This is a genomic window from Acinetobacter sp. ANC 4218 (genome assembly GCF_002135245.1).
In the GTDB taxonomy this organism is placed as follows: Bacteria; Pseudomonadota; Gammaproteobacteria; order Pseudomonadales; family Moraxellaceae; genus Acinetobacter.
This window is the reverse complement of the sequence record NZ_NEGD01000006.1, coordinates 162,204-177,911: the sequence shown is the minus strand read 5'-3', so window position 1 is coordinate 177,911 and position 15,708 is coordinate 162,204. Positions and strand designations below refer to the sequence as shown.

Here is a 15,708-nt window from a genome sequence, read left to right as displayed (position 1 = left end):
ATTCGGGGATTTTAATAGCAGATAAAGGCCTTTATTGAGTGAGCTATAAAGAGAAAATAGAAGAAATAAAATACAGTCATATTTTGATGATTTTGATTAAAAATTTACATAAATGACTAAAAAAGTAGCTGGTCAAGCTTTTTCCTTTCAAAGCACGACTTAAGTCTAATGAAGAAAAAAGCGGCATTGCGAACACTTTGTAAGCAAAAAATGATTTTGAGTAATTAAGATAAAGTTAATTAAAACAATAATTTAAAATTTTGAAACATAAATATAATAAGACTTTGATCTACATATTTTTTAAATAAATACTGGGAATTAATCGAGAATATTGGATTAATTTTTTAACTCAATCTAATCTGTGTTCATCTTAACGAAGCGCTCTAAATCTGAACAAATAATATGAGTGTGATTTTAGCCTTCGCTTGATGAAATCCTAATATTATTACAGGAAAATATCATGACTACATACCAAACAGCGATTGATGCAATCCGCGAATTAAAAGCGAAATTCGGCAACACTTGGGCAGACATCAGTGCTGAAGACGCTGCACGTATGCAAATGCAAAACCGTTTCAAAACTGGTTTAGACATTGCTAAATATACAGCTGCGATTATGCGTCGTGATATGGCTGCTTATGATGCTGACTCTAGCAAATATACTCAATCATTAGGTTGCTGGCACGGTTTCATCGCACAACAAAAAATGATTGCGAACAAAAAATACTTCGGTACGACTGAACGCCGTTATATCTACCTTTCTGGCTGGATGGTTGCAGCTCTTCGTTCAGAATTCGGTCCACTTCCTGACCAATCTATGCACGAAAAAACTTCTGTTCCTGCATTGATCGAAGAAATCTATACATTCTTACGTCAAGCTGACGCAAAAGAATTAAACGATTTGTTCCGTGCACTTAAAAAAGCACAAGACGCTGGTGACACTGCTAAAGCTGCTGAAATCACTGCTCAAATCGACGGTTTCCAAACTCACGTTGTGCCAATTATTGCGGACATCGATGCTGGTTTCGGTAACGAAGAAGCGACTTACTTACTTGCTAAGAAAATGATCGAAGCGGGTGCTTGTGCACTACAAATCGAAAACCAGGTTTCTGATGCTAAACAATGTGGTCACCAAGCTGGTAAAGTAACAGTTCCACACGAAGACTTCATCGCGAAAATCCACGCACTTCGCTATGCATTCTTAGAAATGGGTCTTGACGACGGTATCATCGTTGCACGTACTGACTCTGAAGGCGCTGACTTGACTCAAAAAATCCCAGTGGTTAAAGAGCCAGGCGACATAGCTTCTCAATACATCAGCTACTTAGACACAACTGAAATTGACATTTCAGAAGCGCAAGAAGACGAAATCCTGATCAAACGTGATGGTAAACTTCACCGTCCTAAACGTTTAGCATCTGGTTTGTACCAGTTCCGCGAAGGCACTCAAATCGACCGCGTTGTACTTGACTGTGTAACTAGCCTACAAAACGGTGCTGACCTGCTTTGGATCGAAACTGCAACTCCAAACGTTGACGAAATCGCTCACATGGTGAACCGTGTTAAAGAAGTTGTTCCAAATGCGAAACTTGTTTATAACAACTCACCATCGTTCAACTGGACTTTAAACTTCCGTCAACAAGCTTACGACCGTTGGGTTGCTGAAGGTAAAGACGTTTCTGCTTACGACCGTGCTAAATTAATGAGCGCTGAGTACGATGCTACTGAATTGGCTGCTGAAGCTGACGAAAAAGTTCGTACATTCCAGGCAGATGCTTCTCGTGAAGCAGGTGTGTTCCACCACTTGATCACACTTCCGACTTACCACACAGCTGCTCTTTCTACTCACGAGCTTGCTCAAGGTTACTTCGGTTCTGAAGGTATGTTGGCTTATGTTGCTGGCGTACAACGTAAAGAAATCCGCGGTACCATCGCTTGTGTGAAACACCAAGCAATGGCGGGTTCTGACATCGGTGACGACCACAAAGAAATCTTCGCTGGTGACAATGCCCTTAAAGCTGGTGATGACTCTAAAAACACTATGAACCAATTCTCTGCTCACTAAGCACTGAACTGATTCAAAAAACCCGGCGCAAGCCGGGTTTTTTTATGTCTTAAAGAAAGTTTAGATTGAGATATAAAAAAAGCACCTGATAAAAGGTGCTTTTTGAAAATTGATAAAGATGAAAGCCGTAAAATGATTACTTGATTAAAATAATCAGCCAGACAAAGAAGATGATGCCAAGGGCTACAAACTGTGCAGCACTGCCCATGTCTTTGGCATTTTTTGAAAGTGGATGTTTGTCTAGGGAAATACGATCGACCACTGCTTCAATCGCTGAATTCAATAATTCCACAATCAAAGCCAGTAAGCAGACAGCAACCATGAGCGCCTGTTCAACCGCGGTCACATCAAGAAAAAAACTGCTCGGAATGAGTACGACATTGATCAGGACGATTTGACGAAAAGCTGCTTCATGGATAAATGCAGATTTAAAACCAGCAAGAGAATACTGGGTTGCATTCAATACACGCTTAACACCGGTTTTGCCTTTAAAGGGGGAATAAGAGTTCATTGCACTTAAATATTCAATAATTTGCACCATCCTATTCGATTTTGCTTAAGCAAAAATTAATTACATTAACTTAATTAAAATATTGAAATGCAATAGTAAAAAATATGTCCTAAGCTTGCTTTAAAAGCCGTGGTAATTTAATAAAGAAAATTCCTTCACATTTTCTCCTTATTTAAGGCAAAGTCTTATTTTTCTGTTAAATATGATTGGCTTTTATAGTTTTGTCATTGATGATCAAGATCAGATCAATCATTTTAGTTATTCAATGATCGAGTTGAATTTTTTATCCCTTAGCACTTAAGTGACCAGGATATATGCTGTCTAGATTTTTTATTCATCGACCGATTTTTGCAGGTGTTTTAGCCATTATCTTGATGGCTTTTGGGGTTTTTGCAACGTTGAATTTACCGGTAGAGCGCTTTCCTGACATCGCCCCGCCACGGATTAGCGTCAGTGCTAGCTACAATGGTGCTTCAGCAGAAACGGTGGAAGAAAGTGTCACTCAGGTGCTGGAACAGCAAATTAAAGGCATTGATCATCTGCTGTATTTTAGTTCCAGCAGTGATTCATCCGGACGCAGCCGCATTAACATCAGTTTTGAAAATGGCACTGATCCCGATACTGCACAAGTCCAGGTACAAAATGCCATTAATGGCGTGCTGAACCGTTTACCGGATGAAGTGCAACGTCAGGGAGTGAATGTATTCAAGTCACTGGGTGACACGCACATGGTCATTGGCTTATATGATGCTTTGGGAAAAAGTGACAGCATTGCCTTATCCGACTACATGCAGACCCACCTGGAAGAAGATCTGGCACGTATAGATGGTGTGGGGGAGGTTGATGTCTTTGGTTCGCAATATGCCATGCGCATCTGGCTAAACCCGTTAAAATTAAAACAATACAATTTAATGCCGAGTGATATCCGCGCCGCTATTGAAGCGCAAAATACCCAGGTTGCAGCAGGGGCGGTGGGTGATTTGCCGACAGTAGCAGACCAGTATTTAAATGCCAAAGTCACTTCTGGTTCACGTTTAAAAACGGTGCCGGAATTTGAAAATATCATTGTCAAATCTGCGCGTGATGGCAGTTTTATCTATTTAAAAGATGTCGCCCGAATTGAACTGGGGGCAGAAAATTATCAATCCATGAATACCATCAACGGCTTTCCTTCTGCCGGGATGGGCATTTCGCTGGCTTCTGGTGCCAATTCCCTGGCGACTTCAGCATTGATTCAGGCTGAAGTGGATCAGATTTCGAAGCAGCTTCCTGAAGGCTATAAGCTGGTTTATCCGCGTGATAATACGCCATTTGTCAAAGAATCTATTAAGGAAGTGGTGAAAACCCTAGTGGAGGCCGTGTTGCTGGTGATTGTGGTGATGTTCCTGTTCCTGCAAAACTGGCGCGCGACGCTGATTCCGGCAATTACCGTACCGGTGGTCCTGCTGGGCACGATGGCGATATTGTATGTGCTTGGCTTGAGTATCAATACATTAACCCTGTTTGCCTTGGTTTTGGCGATTGGGCTGCTGGTCGATGATGCCATTGTGGTGGTGGAAAATATTGAGCGGCTGATGCATGAGAAAAACCTGACGGCTCAAGCGGCATCGCTTGAATCCATGCAGGAAATTAGTGGGGCATTGGTGGGGATCACGCTGGTATTGACAGCGGTGTTTATTCCGATGGCCTTTTTTGGTGGTTCAACCGGGGTAATTTACCGCCAGTTTTCCATTACTTTAGTTGTCGCTATGGCTTTATCTCTGGTTGTGGCCCTGATTTTAACTCCAGCTTTATGTGCCCTGATTTTAAAGCCTAATCCACAGCCTGCCCAGTGGGCGCTCTGGTTTAACCAAAAGCTGGATGGCTTAAAACGGCTCTATCTTCAATTATCTACCTTAACCCTGCAATATAAAGCCATTTGTTTGCTGCTGTTTGCTGCACTGATCAGTGTTTTTGCCTTGTTTTATCGCGCCTTGCCGACCAGTTTTATTCCCAGTGAAGATCAGGGCATTCTCAATGTGCAGTTTAAGCTGGTAGATGGCGCACCGATGTCGAAAAGTTCTGAAATTGGTGAGCAGATTAGACAATATTTTCTGCAAAATGAAAAACAGAACGTAAATCTGGTGATGGTACGTTATGGTCGTAATATGGCGGGAACGGGACAAAACTTAGGTCAGGGTTTTATTGCCTTAAAGCCCTGGGATGAGCGTTCTGGCAAAGAAAATTCGGCTCAAGCCATTCGGGAACGCGCCTTAAAGCATTTTAAAAAGAATCCGAATGCACAGATTAATGTGACGATGCCGGCTTCGGTCAGTGGTTTAGGCCAGACTGACGGGTTGGATTTCTGGATTCGTGATATCAATGGTCAAGGTCGTGCCTATCTGGATAGTCAGTTCAAGCAGCTACAGCAACAGGCAAAACAATATTCCAGCTTCGAAAATTTAGACAAACGCTCAAACCCGGATAAAGCCGGGTTGAAGGTGAATATTGACCAGAAACTGGCGATGGCGAATGGTCTGTCACAATCGGCCATTAACAGTACCTTGGCGAGTGCATGGGGTGGCAGCTATATCAATGATTTTATTGATCGCGGCCGGATTAAACGGGTGATGATGCAGGGCGATGCCGAATTCCGTTCTAAACCTGAAGACCTGCAATATTGGTATGTGCGCAATGACTTGAACCAGATGGTGTCTTTTAGCAATTTTGCCACGGTTAGCTGGAGTGGCGGACCAGATGTGGTGAACCGTTATATGGGCTACACTGCATTGCAAATGGAAGCAGATACCGCCAAAGATGTCAGCTCGGGCGTGGCAATGCGTGATGTTGAACAGCTAGTTGCACAGCACCCGGGTATCGATGTGGCGTGGAGCGGTTTGTCCTATGAAGAAAAACGTTCGAGTAATCAGGCTATATTGCTGTATATATTGTCGATTGGCTTTATTTTCCTGTGTCTGGCGGCACTGTACGAAAGCTGGTCTATTCCTACGGCAGTATTAACTGCCATTCCTTTGGGGATTGGCGGCAATATCCTGTTCAGTTATTTTGCCGGTTTTCCAAACGACATTTATTTCCAGATTGCCTTGCTCACCACAATGGGTTTGTCCTGTAAAAATGCCATTTTAATTGTCGAGTTTGCTTCACTTGCCGAGCAGCAAGGTCACAGTGTGATTGAGGCTGCACTGGAAGGGGCCAGTCTGCGTTTACGCCCGATTCTGATGACTTCTCTGGCCTTTGGTGCAGGGGTAATTCCGCTGGTATTTGCCTTTGGTGCAGGGGCTGCCAGCCGTCAGGAAATTGGGGTGAGTGTGGTGGGTGGGGTAATTTTTGCCACCGTTTTGGTGCTGATTTTTATTCCCTTTATGTATGTGCTGATTCGTACGCTGTTGAAAACCAGAACTCAGGTATAAGCTGAATTTAATTCAACCATTCAATAGACTTGTAGCAAAAGAGGGGCTATTGAGTGGTTCGGTAGATGGTCTAGGGGGAATCGCAGTTGATATACCTTATTCATCTCTTTAGCCCATCCCGCATATGATGGAGGGGCTATTGTGCTTCACTCACCTAGCTTCATTACATCATTACACTTCAAGCCGCGTAGATATACTGTAATCTCAAGCCATTAGTTTGATCAATTCTCTGGGACAGGCAATGTCTGAACAAGCAAAACTCAGCCAGCAAGAAGTCATACGTTTGGAACGGGATTTGGCCAAGTTCGCCAATATGATGGATTCGGTGGTACGGATTCCATTCACCAAACAAGGTGTCGGGGCAGATGCTGCCTTAAGTACCATTCCTGTGGCTGGCGATGTTGCCGGATTTGCATTGACCTGTTATGCCATCTATAAAGCCAAGCAAATTGGCGTACCGCAAAGTAAACTGACTCCAGTGCTGAGGTTGGCCATGATGGATGCCGTGGTCGGTTTTATTCCCGTTGCTGGAACGATTTTTGACGTTTTTATTCGTCCTAGTCGCAAAGCTTTAGCCATTGTGCATGATCATATTCGTGAGGAATATCAGATTCGTAGTGAGTCACATGTCACCCATCCCTTTTTGCATGAACGTCTGGAACAGAAGCAGCAGTCTTCTGTATTTTGGCGTAACCCTGTTGTGGCCTGGATCTGGCTGCATCTTCCTGATTTACTAGGCGTTGTTTTTATCATTTTATTAATTATGGCCATGTGGTTGGGATTGAGTTGGTTATGGCAATGGTGGCAAACACTGGATATTTAAGTCATGCAACATCAATCAATCGATGATTTTACTCTCGATATCGTGTGTATGAGTGGTGTGAATCATTGATTTCAATGACCGTCTATTAGCGGATCTAGCCACAAAAAAGCCTCCATCATGGAGGCTTTTTATATCCCGTCTATCTAAACAGATTCAGTCTAAACAGATTATGGGCAATTTAACTGTTGTAATGCAGCCACACGTTGTTCAATACTAGGGTGGGTCTGGAACAATGCAGCCAAGCTGAAACCTTGTTCTTTGCCTTCTGCAATAGAGAACGCTTTCATTTCTTTCGGCATTTGATCTGGCAATTCTGATTCTGCCTGTAAACGCAGTAAGGCAGAAATCATCGCCTGTTTACCGGCTAAACGTGCACCCGCTTCATCGGCACGGTATTCACGGTGACGCGAGAACCACATGACAATCGCTGAGGCCAGAATACCAAACACGATATCCAGTACCATGGTAATAGCGAAGTAAGCCAGTCCCGGTGCTTCACCATCTTCGCGACCAAATACATTGCGGTCAATAAAGTCACCGACCACACGTGCAAAGAACATGACAAAGGCGTTGACTACACCTTGAATCAAGGCAAGCGTGACCATATCACCATTGGCAACGTGACCAATTTCGTGCGCAAGCACCGCACGAAGTTCATCTTTATTCATGCGTTCGAGCAAGCCTGTTGAAACGGCAACCAATGCATCGTTTTTATTCCAGCCTGTAGCGAAAGCATTCGACTGATAAGATGGGAAAATACCCACTTCTGGCATGTTAATGCCGGCACGTTGCGATAATTGCGCAATTTCTTGTAATAACCATGCTTCAGCCTGGTTACGAGGCGCATTGGGGTCAATTAACTCTGTCCCGGTAGATTTTTTTGCCATCCATTTCGACATAAATAACGAAATGAGAGAGCCAACCATACCAAAGACAAAACAGATCACTAGTAGGTTGCCTAGATTTAAGCCACCCGCGCCATGGTAACTACCGACACCGAAGAGTGACAAGATAATGCCAGCTACTACCAGTACCGCGAGGTTGGTTAGCAAGAACAAACCAATCCGCATCATTGAGAAAATCCTCTTATAATAAAAAAATAATCTGATTTATAAATCAAAAATCATCTTTCTAAATATGAGGTGTAAGTCTTAAAAATTCAAGGAAAAATTAAGAAAACTCGATAATGGCACAGTTTCTAAAACAATTTAATTGTCAACAATTGAAATTCTTGCGGAAGCTGTCGCATGTGCCGTGGCATAGGAGCCGGGGGCATCGGTGAAACTGCCATCGGATGCCATGATAATTTGACGCTGTGAACTATAATGACGGGCTGCATGTGATGAAGCGGATTTATCATTGTCGGACTGGGCAACAATTTTGCCGCCATCGGAAGCAGATTTTGTTGAGTTCGAACTATGACCCAAGCCATTGGCATATAAGTTGCTGAAACGGCTGCTCACACGTCTGACATAGTCCTGGGTTTCTCTGAAAGGGGGAATGCCGCCGTATTTGGCGACATTGCCTTCACCTGCATTGTAACTGGCCAGAACCAGTGAGGTATTGCCGTTAAAGCGTTTCATTAACCAGGATAAATATTTTGCTCCACCCATAATATTTTGATAGGGATCAAAGGCATTTGAAACATTAAAACGTCTTGCCGTCGCAGGCATAAGCTGCATCAGGCCCTTGGCACCGACAGGTGAGCGCGCATTGACATTAAAGCCTGATTCAGTATGCATGACAGCTTTAATCAGACCTTCAGATATGCCATGTTGAGACGCGGCCTGTTTAATAATGGAATCGAAAGCATTTTTATTGCGGCTATAACTCGGCAGTACCGAAGCTTCGGATGAACCCCAGTTACTATAACTATGGATATTGCTGTCTGGATAATACGTTTTTTTCTCGACTTTAAGATGGTTGTAACGATTTTTCTTATTGGTGAGCAAGGTCGTACCATTCGAATCTTTTAATTGATAAATGGTCTGGCCGGCATGACTGGTCGTTGCAACAGATTGAACTGCTACACACCCCAAAAAATAAAGTCCAATTTTTACAAAGTTATTTTTCATTTTTATAAATAGAAAACATGTGTTCCAAACAGTACAAGTGGAGTTTAACAAAAAAAAACAAGATGGAAAGTATTACTCCATTAATTTTACCAATAGTTTGTAAAAATCAAGTACCGTTTGTTGAGATAGTAATCAAAAAAAATATTAATTTTTTTTTAACCAGGATAACTTGACACATATAAACAATTGATTTTAAATAATATTTAAATTGATCAAAAAATGATCAATTTAAATAGAAGCCTTAAATAACAGGTCTGACACCTTGTCAAGTGTTTTAAAATCCACAAAGTTATCCACAGGTTTTGTGGACAACTGTGGAAAAGTACAAATGGCAAGCATTGTGGCTAAAAACTGAACTCATTAGGTCAAAATAAACGTGAGAGTTTTAGATGAAAAGGGTAGTAATAAACAATTTGCAGAAATTACATTCTTTTGGTGCGTGTTCAGACTGAATCGGATAAAATTGCGCGGTATTTTTATTTATGGGTAAATCTCGTCTATGTACTCGCCAGTTGAGTCCGAACAAGGATTTAATTTCAAACCAGAACTGCCCACTAGTTCGGCATATTACCGTTTGTTGAAAAAGCTTCGCCGTCAAGTCGGTCATGCCATTCGTGATTTTAAAATGATCGAAGATGGCGACAAGGTAATGGTCTGTATTTCTGGGGGTAAAGACAGTTATACCTTGCTGGATATTTTGTTGCAATTTAAACGCATTGCACCGATCAACTTTGATGTGGTTGCAGTCAACCTGGATCAAAAGCAGCCGGGTTTCCCTGAAGATGTCTTGCCGCGTTATTTAGAGGAAAATAAAATTCCTTATTATATTCTGGAAAAAGACACTTATAGTATTACCAAAAAACTGACGCCTGAAGGTAAAACCTATTGTGCAGTGTGTTCACGTCTACGTCGTGGTTCATTGTATGGCTTTGCGCAGGAAATTGGCGCGACCAAAGTGGCTTTAGGTCATCACCGTGATGACATTATGGCTACGTTCTTCCTGAACCTGTTTCATGGTGGCAGCTTAAAAGCTATGCCTCCGAAACTGTTGTCATCTGACAAGAAAAATATCCTGATTCGTCCACTGGCTTATGTGGAAGAAAAAGACATCATCAAATATGCAGAAATGCGCCAGTTCCCGATTATTCCATGTAACTTGTGCGGTTCACAGGAAAATTTACAGCGCGCCATGATTAACGACATGCTGCGTGAATGGGATAAGCAGTATCCAAAACGTTTACACAGTATTTTTGGTGCCATGCAAAATGTATCGCCTTCACAACTGGCCGACCGTGAACTGTTTGACTTTGAAGCTTTGGATGCACAACGTGAAATTGATTTCACTGGCAGCTGTTCAACTGAAGAAGAAGGGCAAAGCAAACGGATCAATATGGTTAATTTAGGTTTTGTTGCGGACTAAGCGCATTTTTAGACACCAATTTTAGCATTGGTGTCTAATTTATATAACTTTATATATCTGATTTATTTAATAAATGTATTAAAAACTTAAAAATTGAACGCATCGTACAAAAAACGTTAAGCAGAAAACAATTTTACATGCTATAACAAGCTTCAAGCAAAATAGCTTCACAAAGATGTTGTCTGGATAGGCGACACAAATGCACAAATAAATTGAGGAAAGATCATGCCTGCCTTTTTAACTGATGATTGGTTTTCAACTGTAGAAACATTAACTGCGCAAGCTGGTGATTTAAACTTGCCACCTGCACTTGCAAATTTAGCCATCAACCTGGTGGTGTCTGATGCTCAAGGCAATACAGAATTGTCTCTTGATGGTGGTGCAATCAAAAAAGGTCTATCTTCAAATGCGAAAACCACGTTGAACATGGATGGGGAAACTCTGCGTAAAGTGTTCCTTGAATTTGATATGGCTGCTGCAATGCAAGCCTTCATGACTGGTAAAATCAAAGTTCAAGGCGATATGTCACAATTGATGGCTTTACAAACAGCCAAGCCAAGCCAAGAGCAAAAAGATTTATTCAAAAAAGTGCTTGAGCAAACAGTTTAAGGGCTTTTTGCTTCAGAACTATCGCTTAACTTATTTTAAGCACAAAAAAGCTTACCCTGGGGTAAGCTTTTTTATCTGGAAGATATTAAAAGATATTAAATATTTACTAACTCTGAAGTTTTAATATGTTCTAGATAGGCACGAATACGGGTTACATATTGTACCGCTTGACGGTAACGACCATTGCTGGCCTTGTTACGCTCTAAATAACTATACAAGTTAACCCAGTTGTTCGGATTTTTATCTTGAGCCTGAATGCGGTTTTGAATCTGCTCGACTGCCCCCGGTCCCATATTATAGGCAACCAGCGCATACCAGTTACGGTCAGGCAAAGGGACATCTGAAAATCGACTTAACATCTGGTCGTAATATTTCGCACCGCCTTCAATACTTTGTACCGGATCGGTTCGATTACTGACCCCCATGGCTTTGGCAGTGCTATTGGTCAGCATCATCAATCCGCGAACACCTGTAGGGGAAACGGAATTCGGTTTTAAATACGATTCCTGATAACCAATTGCTGCCAGCAAATGCCAATCTAAATCATATTTTGTTGCGGTATTTTTAAAGCTGGCTTTATAAATCGGCATGCGCTGATTTAAGTCACGTTGGATACTATCCCATGAATGTTCTTGTACCACATTCTGATTATAGAACGATGCCAATTGGCGAATTGCACCAGACTGTTTGCTCTGACAGACAAAGCCACTTGCAGTTTGGGCAAGTGGATCATTTGCATGTTTAAAGACCCAGTTCAGGCTGGTATTTAGACCATTCTGTTGCAGGCTGTTTATATCACCACAGGTTGCTGAAAAAGAGGTTAAACGCTTTTGTTCAATTTCACTGATATTTGCAGTGGTCATGGCAAAGTTGGCTTTACCTTGTGAAACCCATTTCAGTGCTGTGGCATTATCAGGTACGGTTTTAAACACCAACTTGACATTCAAGCTGTTGGCATAGTTACGTGCCAGGTCATAACCAAAACCATGCTGGTGCGAGCCATCTTTAAATACTGTGGTTGGGTTTTCAACTGAAACCACGGTGAGCTGTTTACCGCTGACCACAGCATCGTACTGGAATGACTTACTTGCATTGATACTATGAAATGGAAATAACACTGTGCTAAATGCAAGAATTTTTAACGAGAGAGAAGAAGTTAAAGGTTTAAGGCAAAGCCTCGCCCCAGAAGTTGAACTACTGTGCATGTTGTCTCCGCTACAAGTAATTTATGCCCTAAAAGCAAAGGCAAACAGGCCTCAGACTTTTACAAGTTTGATAAATTCAATAAGGGTTGGGCAGTCATGACGTCATTCAAAATGACATAGGATTAAAAGGAGAATCATGTAGAATTTCTACATAGATTAAAAATTAAGCAAACTAAAAACATGGGCGCATAATAAGGCTGAAAAATATACTTGTCAAATTTTGTACGAAAATTTTTAGAAAAATGTGGCATAACAAATTAATTTTATTGAAGAATTAATTTTATAAACTTTAGTTGTGTGTAAATACGGGATAGAATAGCTCATTCTTGTAAAGAAATTGTAAGCAAAACTTCAAAAATCATCATGAAATCTAACTTAATTACACGTGCTGGACATGACAAATTAGTCGCAGAATTACAATACTTGTGGCACGAAGAGCGACCAGAAATTACCCGGAAAGTGAACTGGGCAGCGAGTCTTGGGGATCGATCGGAAAATGCTGATTTTTTATACAACAAGCAAATTTTGCGCAAGATTGACCGTCGTGTCCGTTACTTGGGCAAGCGTTTAGAAGAGCTCAAAATTATTGATTTTTCACCTGAGCAAGAGGGCAAAGTATATTTTGGTGCTTGGGTGGATATTGAAAACGAGGACGGTGAGCAAAAAACCTTGCGCATCGTTGGTGTAGATGAAATTTATGATCATCATCCACAGCATATTTCCATTGATTCACCCATGGCACGGGCTTTACTGGGCAAGCAGGTAGATGATGAAGTAAAGGTGCTGACGCCATCGGGTGAAAAACTCTGGTATGTGAATGAAATTCGTTATGAAAAGCCTGAAAATTCAGCAGATTAACAAATTTTGTTTTTATTTTAAGCGGTTGGTAAGAAAAATATAGAAAAGTATTTGCCAAGATGGGATTTTATTTATATTATAGCCGCCATTGGAAGCGTGGCAGAGCGGTTTAATGCACCGGTCTTGAAAACCGACGAGGGTGTGAGTCCTCCGTGAGTTCGAATCTCACCGCTTCCGCCAAATATCTAAATAAGCCCTTGTTTTTACAAGGGCTTATTTTTTATCTGTAGTTTTACCCCTCAACCTACCCCCACATTAAAATTTGGATTGAATTGGCTTCATTAAGTTGTATTCGGAAGATAAAGGAATGCAGTTTAAAAAATGCTGTCTAAAGCAAACTATATTTATAATGCCACTACAAGGGGAATTGGGGCGTTTAAGATGGCATGATTTAAATCGTGTGTACTTAAAGACTGGCGTACGGATTGTTCTCGCATAACAGATTCTCGTTTTGTGAATTATGTGCCTACAATTGCAATAGGGTTGTCTTAAAATTTTTGAGGTTGCCAGCCGCCACCCAGAGATTTGTAAACTGCTACAGCGGCAAGGGCTGAATCAGTTTGTGCTTGAAGCTTTCTATCTGAAAATTGCAAAGCATTTGAATCTGCTTGTAATACTTCTATTCGACTGTTAATCCCTTTTTTATAGGCAATTAGAGCAATTTTCTGTGCATGCTTTAATGCATTTTCTCCATCTTGAAGAGCGATTAACTGCTCTTGTTGTTTGGACAGGGTTATTAAAGAATTTTCTACATCTTCTGCTGCATGTAAGACGGCTAATTGATAGGCTGCAAGCATTTCAGCTTCTTGCCCTTTAGCTAAGCGAATTTCTGCATTGATTCGACCAAAATCAAATAAGCGCCAGCGCAAACCTAATAAGCCCGCAGCCTGATTTGCACCACTTGAAAATAAGTTTCCACTTGCTGTAGTTGCACTACCTACCAAACCGCCTAAAGACACCTTTGGGTAATATTCTGAAATCGCACTGCCAATGCGTGCATTTGAAGCTGCCAATTGTCTTTCAGCCATGATGAGATCCGGTCGTCTACGTAAAAGATCACGAGGTGTTCCTGTTTCGGCAATGTGAGGGATAACCGGAATTGGTTTTACTTCAGCTAGTTCTGCTCGGTGAGTTCCCGGTACGGTTCCAAGCATGACGTCGAGGGCATTCATCGCAATGTCTAGATTCATTCCAAGAACAGGAACAACAGCTTCAACTTGAGCAACATTCGCTTTAGCTTGTTTGACCTGAAATTCGGAAGCTAATCCTTTGCTGTATAAAAGATTAATGGTTGAAAGAAGTTGTTGTTGAGTTTGTAATTGTTGATGGGCAATATCTAGTCGAGATTGTAAGCCGCGAATATTAATATAGATATTGGCAGTTTGAGCTGCGACCATTAAACGGACGGCTGAGGCTCCTGCGTTTGACGACTGATAATTTGCAAGAGCAGCTTCACGATCTCTGCGAAGGCCTCCAAAAATATCTAACTCCCAAGTTGCACTTAAATTTGCGTCATAAGAACGACCATGTCGGTCAAAATCTGGCATTGAATTTAAAACTTGCCCCAACGGTGTTTCAACAGATTGGTAAACTTTAGCTGCTTGTGCACCAACAGTACCTATTGGTTGTAAAGAGGCATTAGCTGCCGACAATCCAGCCTGAGCTTGAGTCACTCGAGTATATGCTTGAGTTAGATCAAGATTTTGTTTTAACGCTAATGTGACATATCGAGTCAGTTGAGGATCATTAAAACTTTGCCACCATACGGCAATATCTGCTTTGCTATTGTCATTTGATGAGTTCAAGGGAGTGCCAAGGTATTGCTCGGGTAGCGATATATGAGGGCGTTTATAATTAGGGCCTACGGTACATGCAGTAAGAGTACTTACGATGATTGGTAGGAGAACGATAGATCTAGATAACATATTTCCCCCGAGACGAGATTTTGAGCAATGAGTTAATTGTGACTATAATACAATTTAGTCACTTGTTGTCAATATCATTTCGCAAGAGTTAAACTGCAACTTTCAGATAAAGGTTTAAATTGAAAAATATGAGTAAAGAAAAAAGTAGTTATCCTGTTTCAAAGCGAGGACCGGAAGATCATGAGGTAAGGAATCAGATTGTGGTTGCTGCTACAGAACATTTCAGCCGCTATGGTTATGAGAAAACTACAGTTTCTGATCTTGCAAAAACTATAGGTTTTTCTAAAGCTTATATTTATAAATTTTTTGAATCTAAACAAGCGGTTGGCGAAATGATATGTGCCAATTGTTTACGTGAAATTGAAGATGAAGTTAATACTGCCATTCAAAAAGCTGAATATCCAGCTGAAAAATTAAGAGTGTTATTTAAAGTAATTGTTGAAGCAAGCCTTCGTTTATTTTCTCAAGAGCGTAAGCTTTATGAAATTGCCGCTTCAGCCGCGTCTGAGAAATGGGATGCTACGGTCGCTTATGAAAATCGAATTCTTAAAGTACTACAAAAAATTATTCAAGAAGGACGACAAACAGGTGATTTTGAAAGAAAAACTCCAATTGATGAAGCAGTTAAGGCTATTTATTTAGTCATGAGACCTTATCTGCACCCACTACTTTTACAACATAGTATTTCATATAACACTGATGCTCCAACCTTGCTTTCTAGCCTTGTACTGAGAAGTTTATCGCCATAATAGATTTGTGACTATTGACTAAATTGGTCACTTGATTAAAAATGAGTCTCCTGATTAA

At 41.2% G+C, this 15,708-nt stretch carries 12 protein-coding genes and 1 tRNA gene; 8 read left to right on the top strand and 5 right to left on the bottom strand.

The window, feature by feature from the left end:
• Nucleotides 1-460: 460 nt before the first annotated feature.
• On the top strand, nucleotides 461-2,065 hold the full coding sequence (locus B9T38_RS07820; protein ID WP_086196262.1) for an isocitrate lyase: 1,605 nt from the start codon (nucleotides 461-463) through the stop codon (nucleotides 2,063-2,065).
• Between the two features lie 136 nt (nucleotides 2,066-2,201).
• On the opposite strand, the gene B9T38_RS07815 is transcribed toward B9T38_RS07820, so the two are convergent.
• Nucleotides 2,202-2,576, bottom strand: coding sequence for a diacylglycerol kinase (locus B9T38_RS07815; RefSeq protein ID WP_086196285.1), 375 nt, complete (start codon nucleotides 2,574-2,576; stop codon nucleotides 2,202-2,204).
• Nucleotides 2,577-2,890: 314 nt separating this feature from the next.
• On the opposite strand from B9T38_RS07815, the gene B9T38_RS07810 reads away from it, so the two are divergent.
• Both B9T38_RS07810 and B9T38_RS07805 read left to right on the top strand, forming a co-directional pair.
• Nucleotides 2,891-5,986 (top strand): multidrug efflux RND transporter permease subunit, encoded by a 3,096-nt coding sequence (locus B9T38_RS07810; protein ID WP_086196261.1) that lies wholly within the window; start codon nucleotides 2,891-2,893, stop codon nucleotides 5,984-5,986.
• A 241-nt stretch (nucleotides 5,987-6,227) separates the two neighbouring features.
• A complete protein-coding gene (locus tag B9T38_RS07805) occupies nucleotides 6,228-6,809 on the top strand; it encodes a DUF4112 domain-containing protein (RefSeq protein WP_086196260.1) in 582 nt (193 codons plus the stop codon).
• 167 nt (nucleotides 6,810-6,976) lie between these two features.
• Here B9T38_RS07805 and htpX read toward each other — a convergent pair whose 3' ends face one another.
• Both htpX and B9T38_RS07795 read right to left on the bottom strand, forming a co-directional pair.
• Complete coding sequence (htpX, locus tag B9T38_RS07800; RefSeq protein ID WP_086196259.1) at nucleotides 6,977-7,882, bottom strand: protease HtpX; 906 nt, start codon at nucleotides 7,880-7,882, stop codon at nucleotides 6,977-6,979.
• Nucleotides 7,883-8,017: 135 nt separating this feature from the next.
• Nucleotides 8,018-8,884 carry a lytic transglycosylase domain-containing protein gene (locus B9T38_RS07795; RefSeq protein WP_086196258.1) on the bottom strand — a complete coding sequence of 289 codons (867 nt, stop codon included), beginning with the start codon at nucleotides 8,882-8,884 and terminating at the stop codon, nucleotides 8,018-8,020.
• Between the two features lie 499 nt (nucleotides 8,885-9,383).
• On the opposite strand from B9T38_RS07795, the gene ttcA reads away from it, so the two are divergent.
• Both ttcA and B9T38_RS07785 read left to right on the top strand, forming a co-directional pair.
• Nucleotides 9,384-10,304, top strand: coding sequence for a tRNA 2-thiocytidine(32) synthetase TtcA (gene ttcA / locus B9T38_RS07790; protein ID WP_086196257.1), 921 nt, complete (start codon nucleotides 9,384-9,386; stop codon nucleotides 10,302-10,304).
• Between the two features lie 225 nt (nucleotides 10,305-10,529).
• Nucleotides 10,530-10,913, top strand: coding sequence for an SCP2 sterol-binding domain-containing protein (locus tag B9T38_RS07785; protein WP_086196256.1), 384 nt, complete (start codon nucleotides 10,530-10,532; stop codon nucleotides 10,911-10,913).
• Nucleotides 10,914-11,008: 95 nt separating this feature from the next.
• Here the strand turns inward: B9T38_RS07785 and B9T38_RS07780 are convergent, their stop codons facing one another.
• Nucleotides 11,009-12,118: an MltF family protein gene (locus tag B9T38_RS07780; protein WP_086196255.1), complete on the bottom strand. Its 1,110-nt coding sequence runs from the start codon at nucleotides 12,116-12,118 to the stop codon at nucleotides 11,009-11,011.
• 363 nt (nucleotides 12,119-12,481) lie between these two features.
• Here B9T38_RS07780 and greB point away from each other — a divergent pair, with 363 nt between their 5' ends.
• Together greB and B9T38_RS07770 are read left to right on the top strand one after the other, a co-directional pair.
• Nucleotides 12,482-12,976, top strand: coding sequence for a transcription elongation factor GreB (gene greB, locus B9T38_RS07775; protein WP_086196254.1), 495 nt, complete (start codon nucleotides 12,482-12,484; stop codon nucleotides 12,974-12,976).
• 90 nt (nucleotides 12,977-13,066) lie between these two features.
• A tRNA-Ser gene (locus B9T38_RS07770) sits at nucleotides 13,067-13,156 on the top strand.
• A gap of 308 nt (nucleotides 13,157-13,464) precedes the next feature.
• Here B9T38_RS07770 and B9T38_RS07765 read toward each other — a convergent pair.
• Nucleotides 13,465-14,901 carry an efflux transporter outer membrane subunit gene (locus B9T38_RS07765; RefSeq protein WP_086196253.1) on the bottom strand — a complete coding sequence of 479 codons (1,437 nt, stop codon included), beginning with the start codon at nucleotides 14,899-14,901 and terminating at the stop codon, nucleotides 13,465-13,467.
• A 128-nt stretch (nucleotides 14,902-15,029) separates the two neighbouring features.
• Between B9T38_RS07765 and B9T38_RS07760 the strand changes: the two genes are divergently transcribed.
• Complete coding sequence (locus B9T38_RS07760) at nucleotides 15,030-15,650, top strand: TetR/AcrR family transcriptional regulator (RefSeq protein WP_086196252.1); 621 nt, start codon at nucleotides 15,030-15,032, stop codon at nucleotides 15,648-15,650.
• Nucleotides 15,651-15,708: the final 58 nt, after the last annotated feature.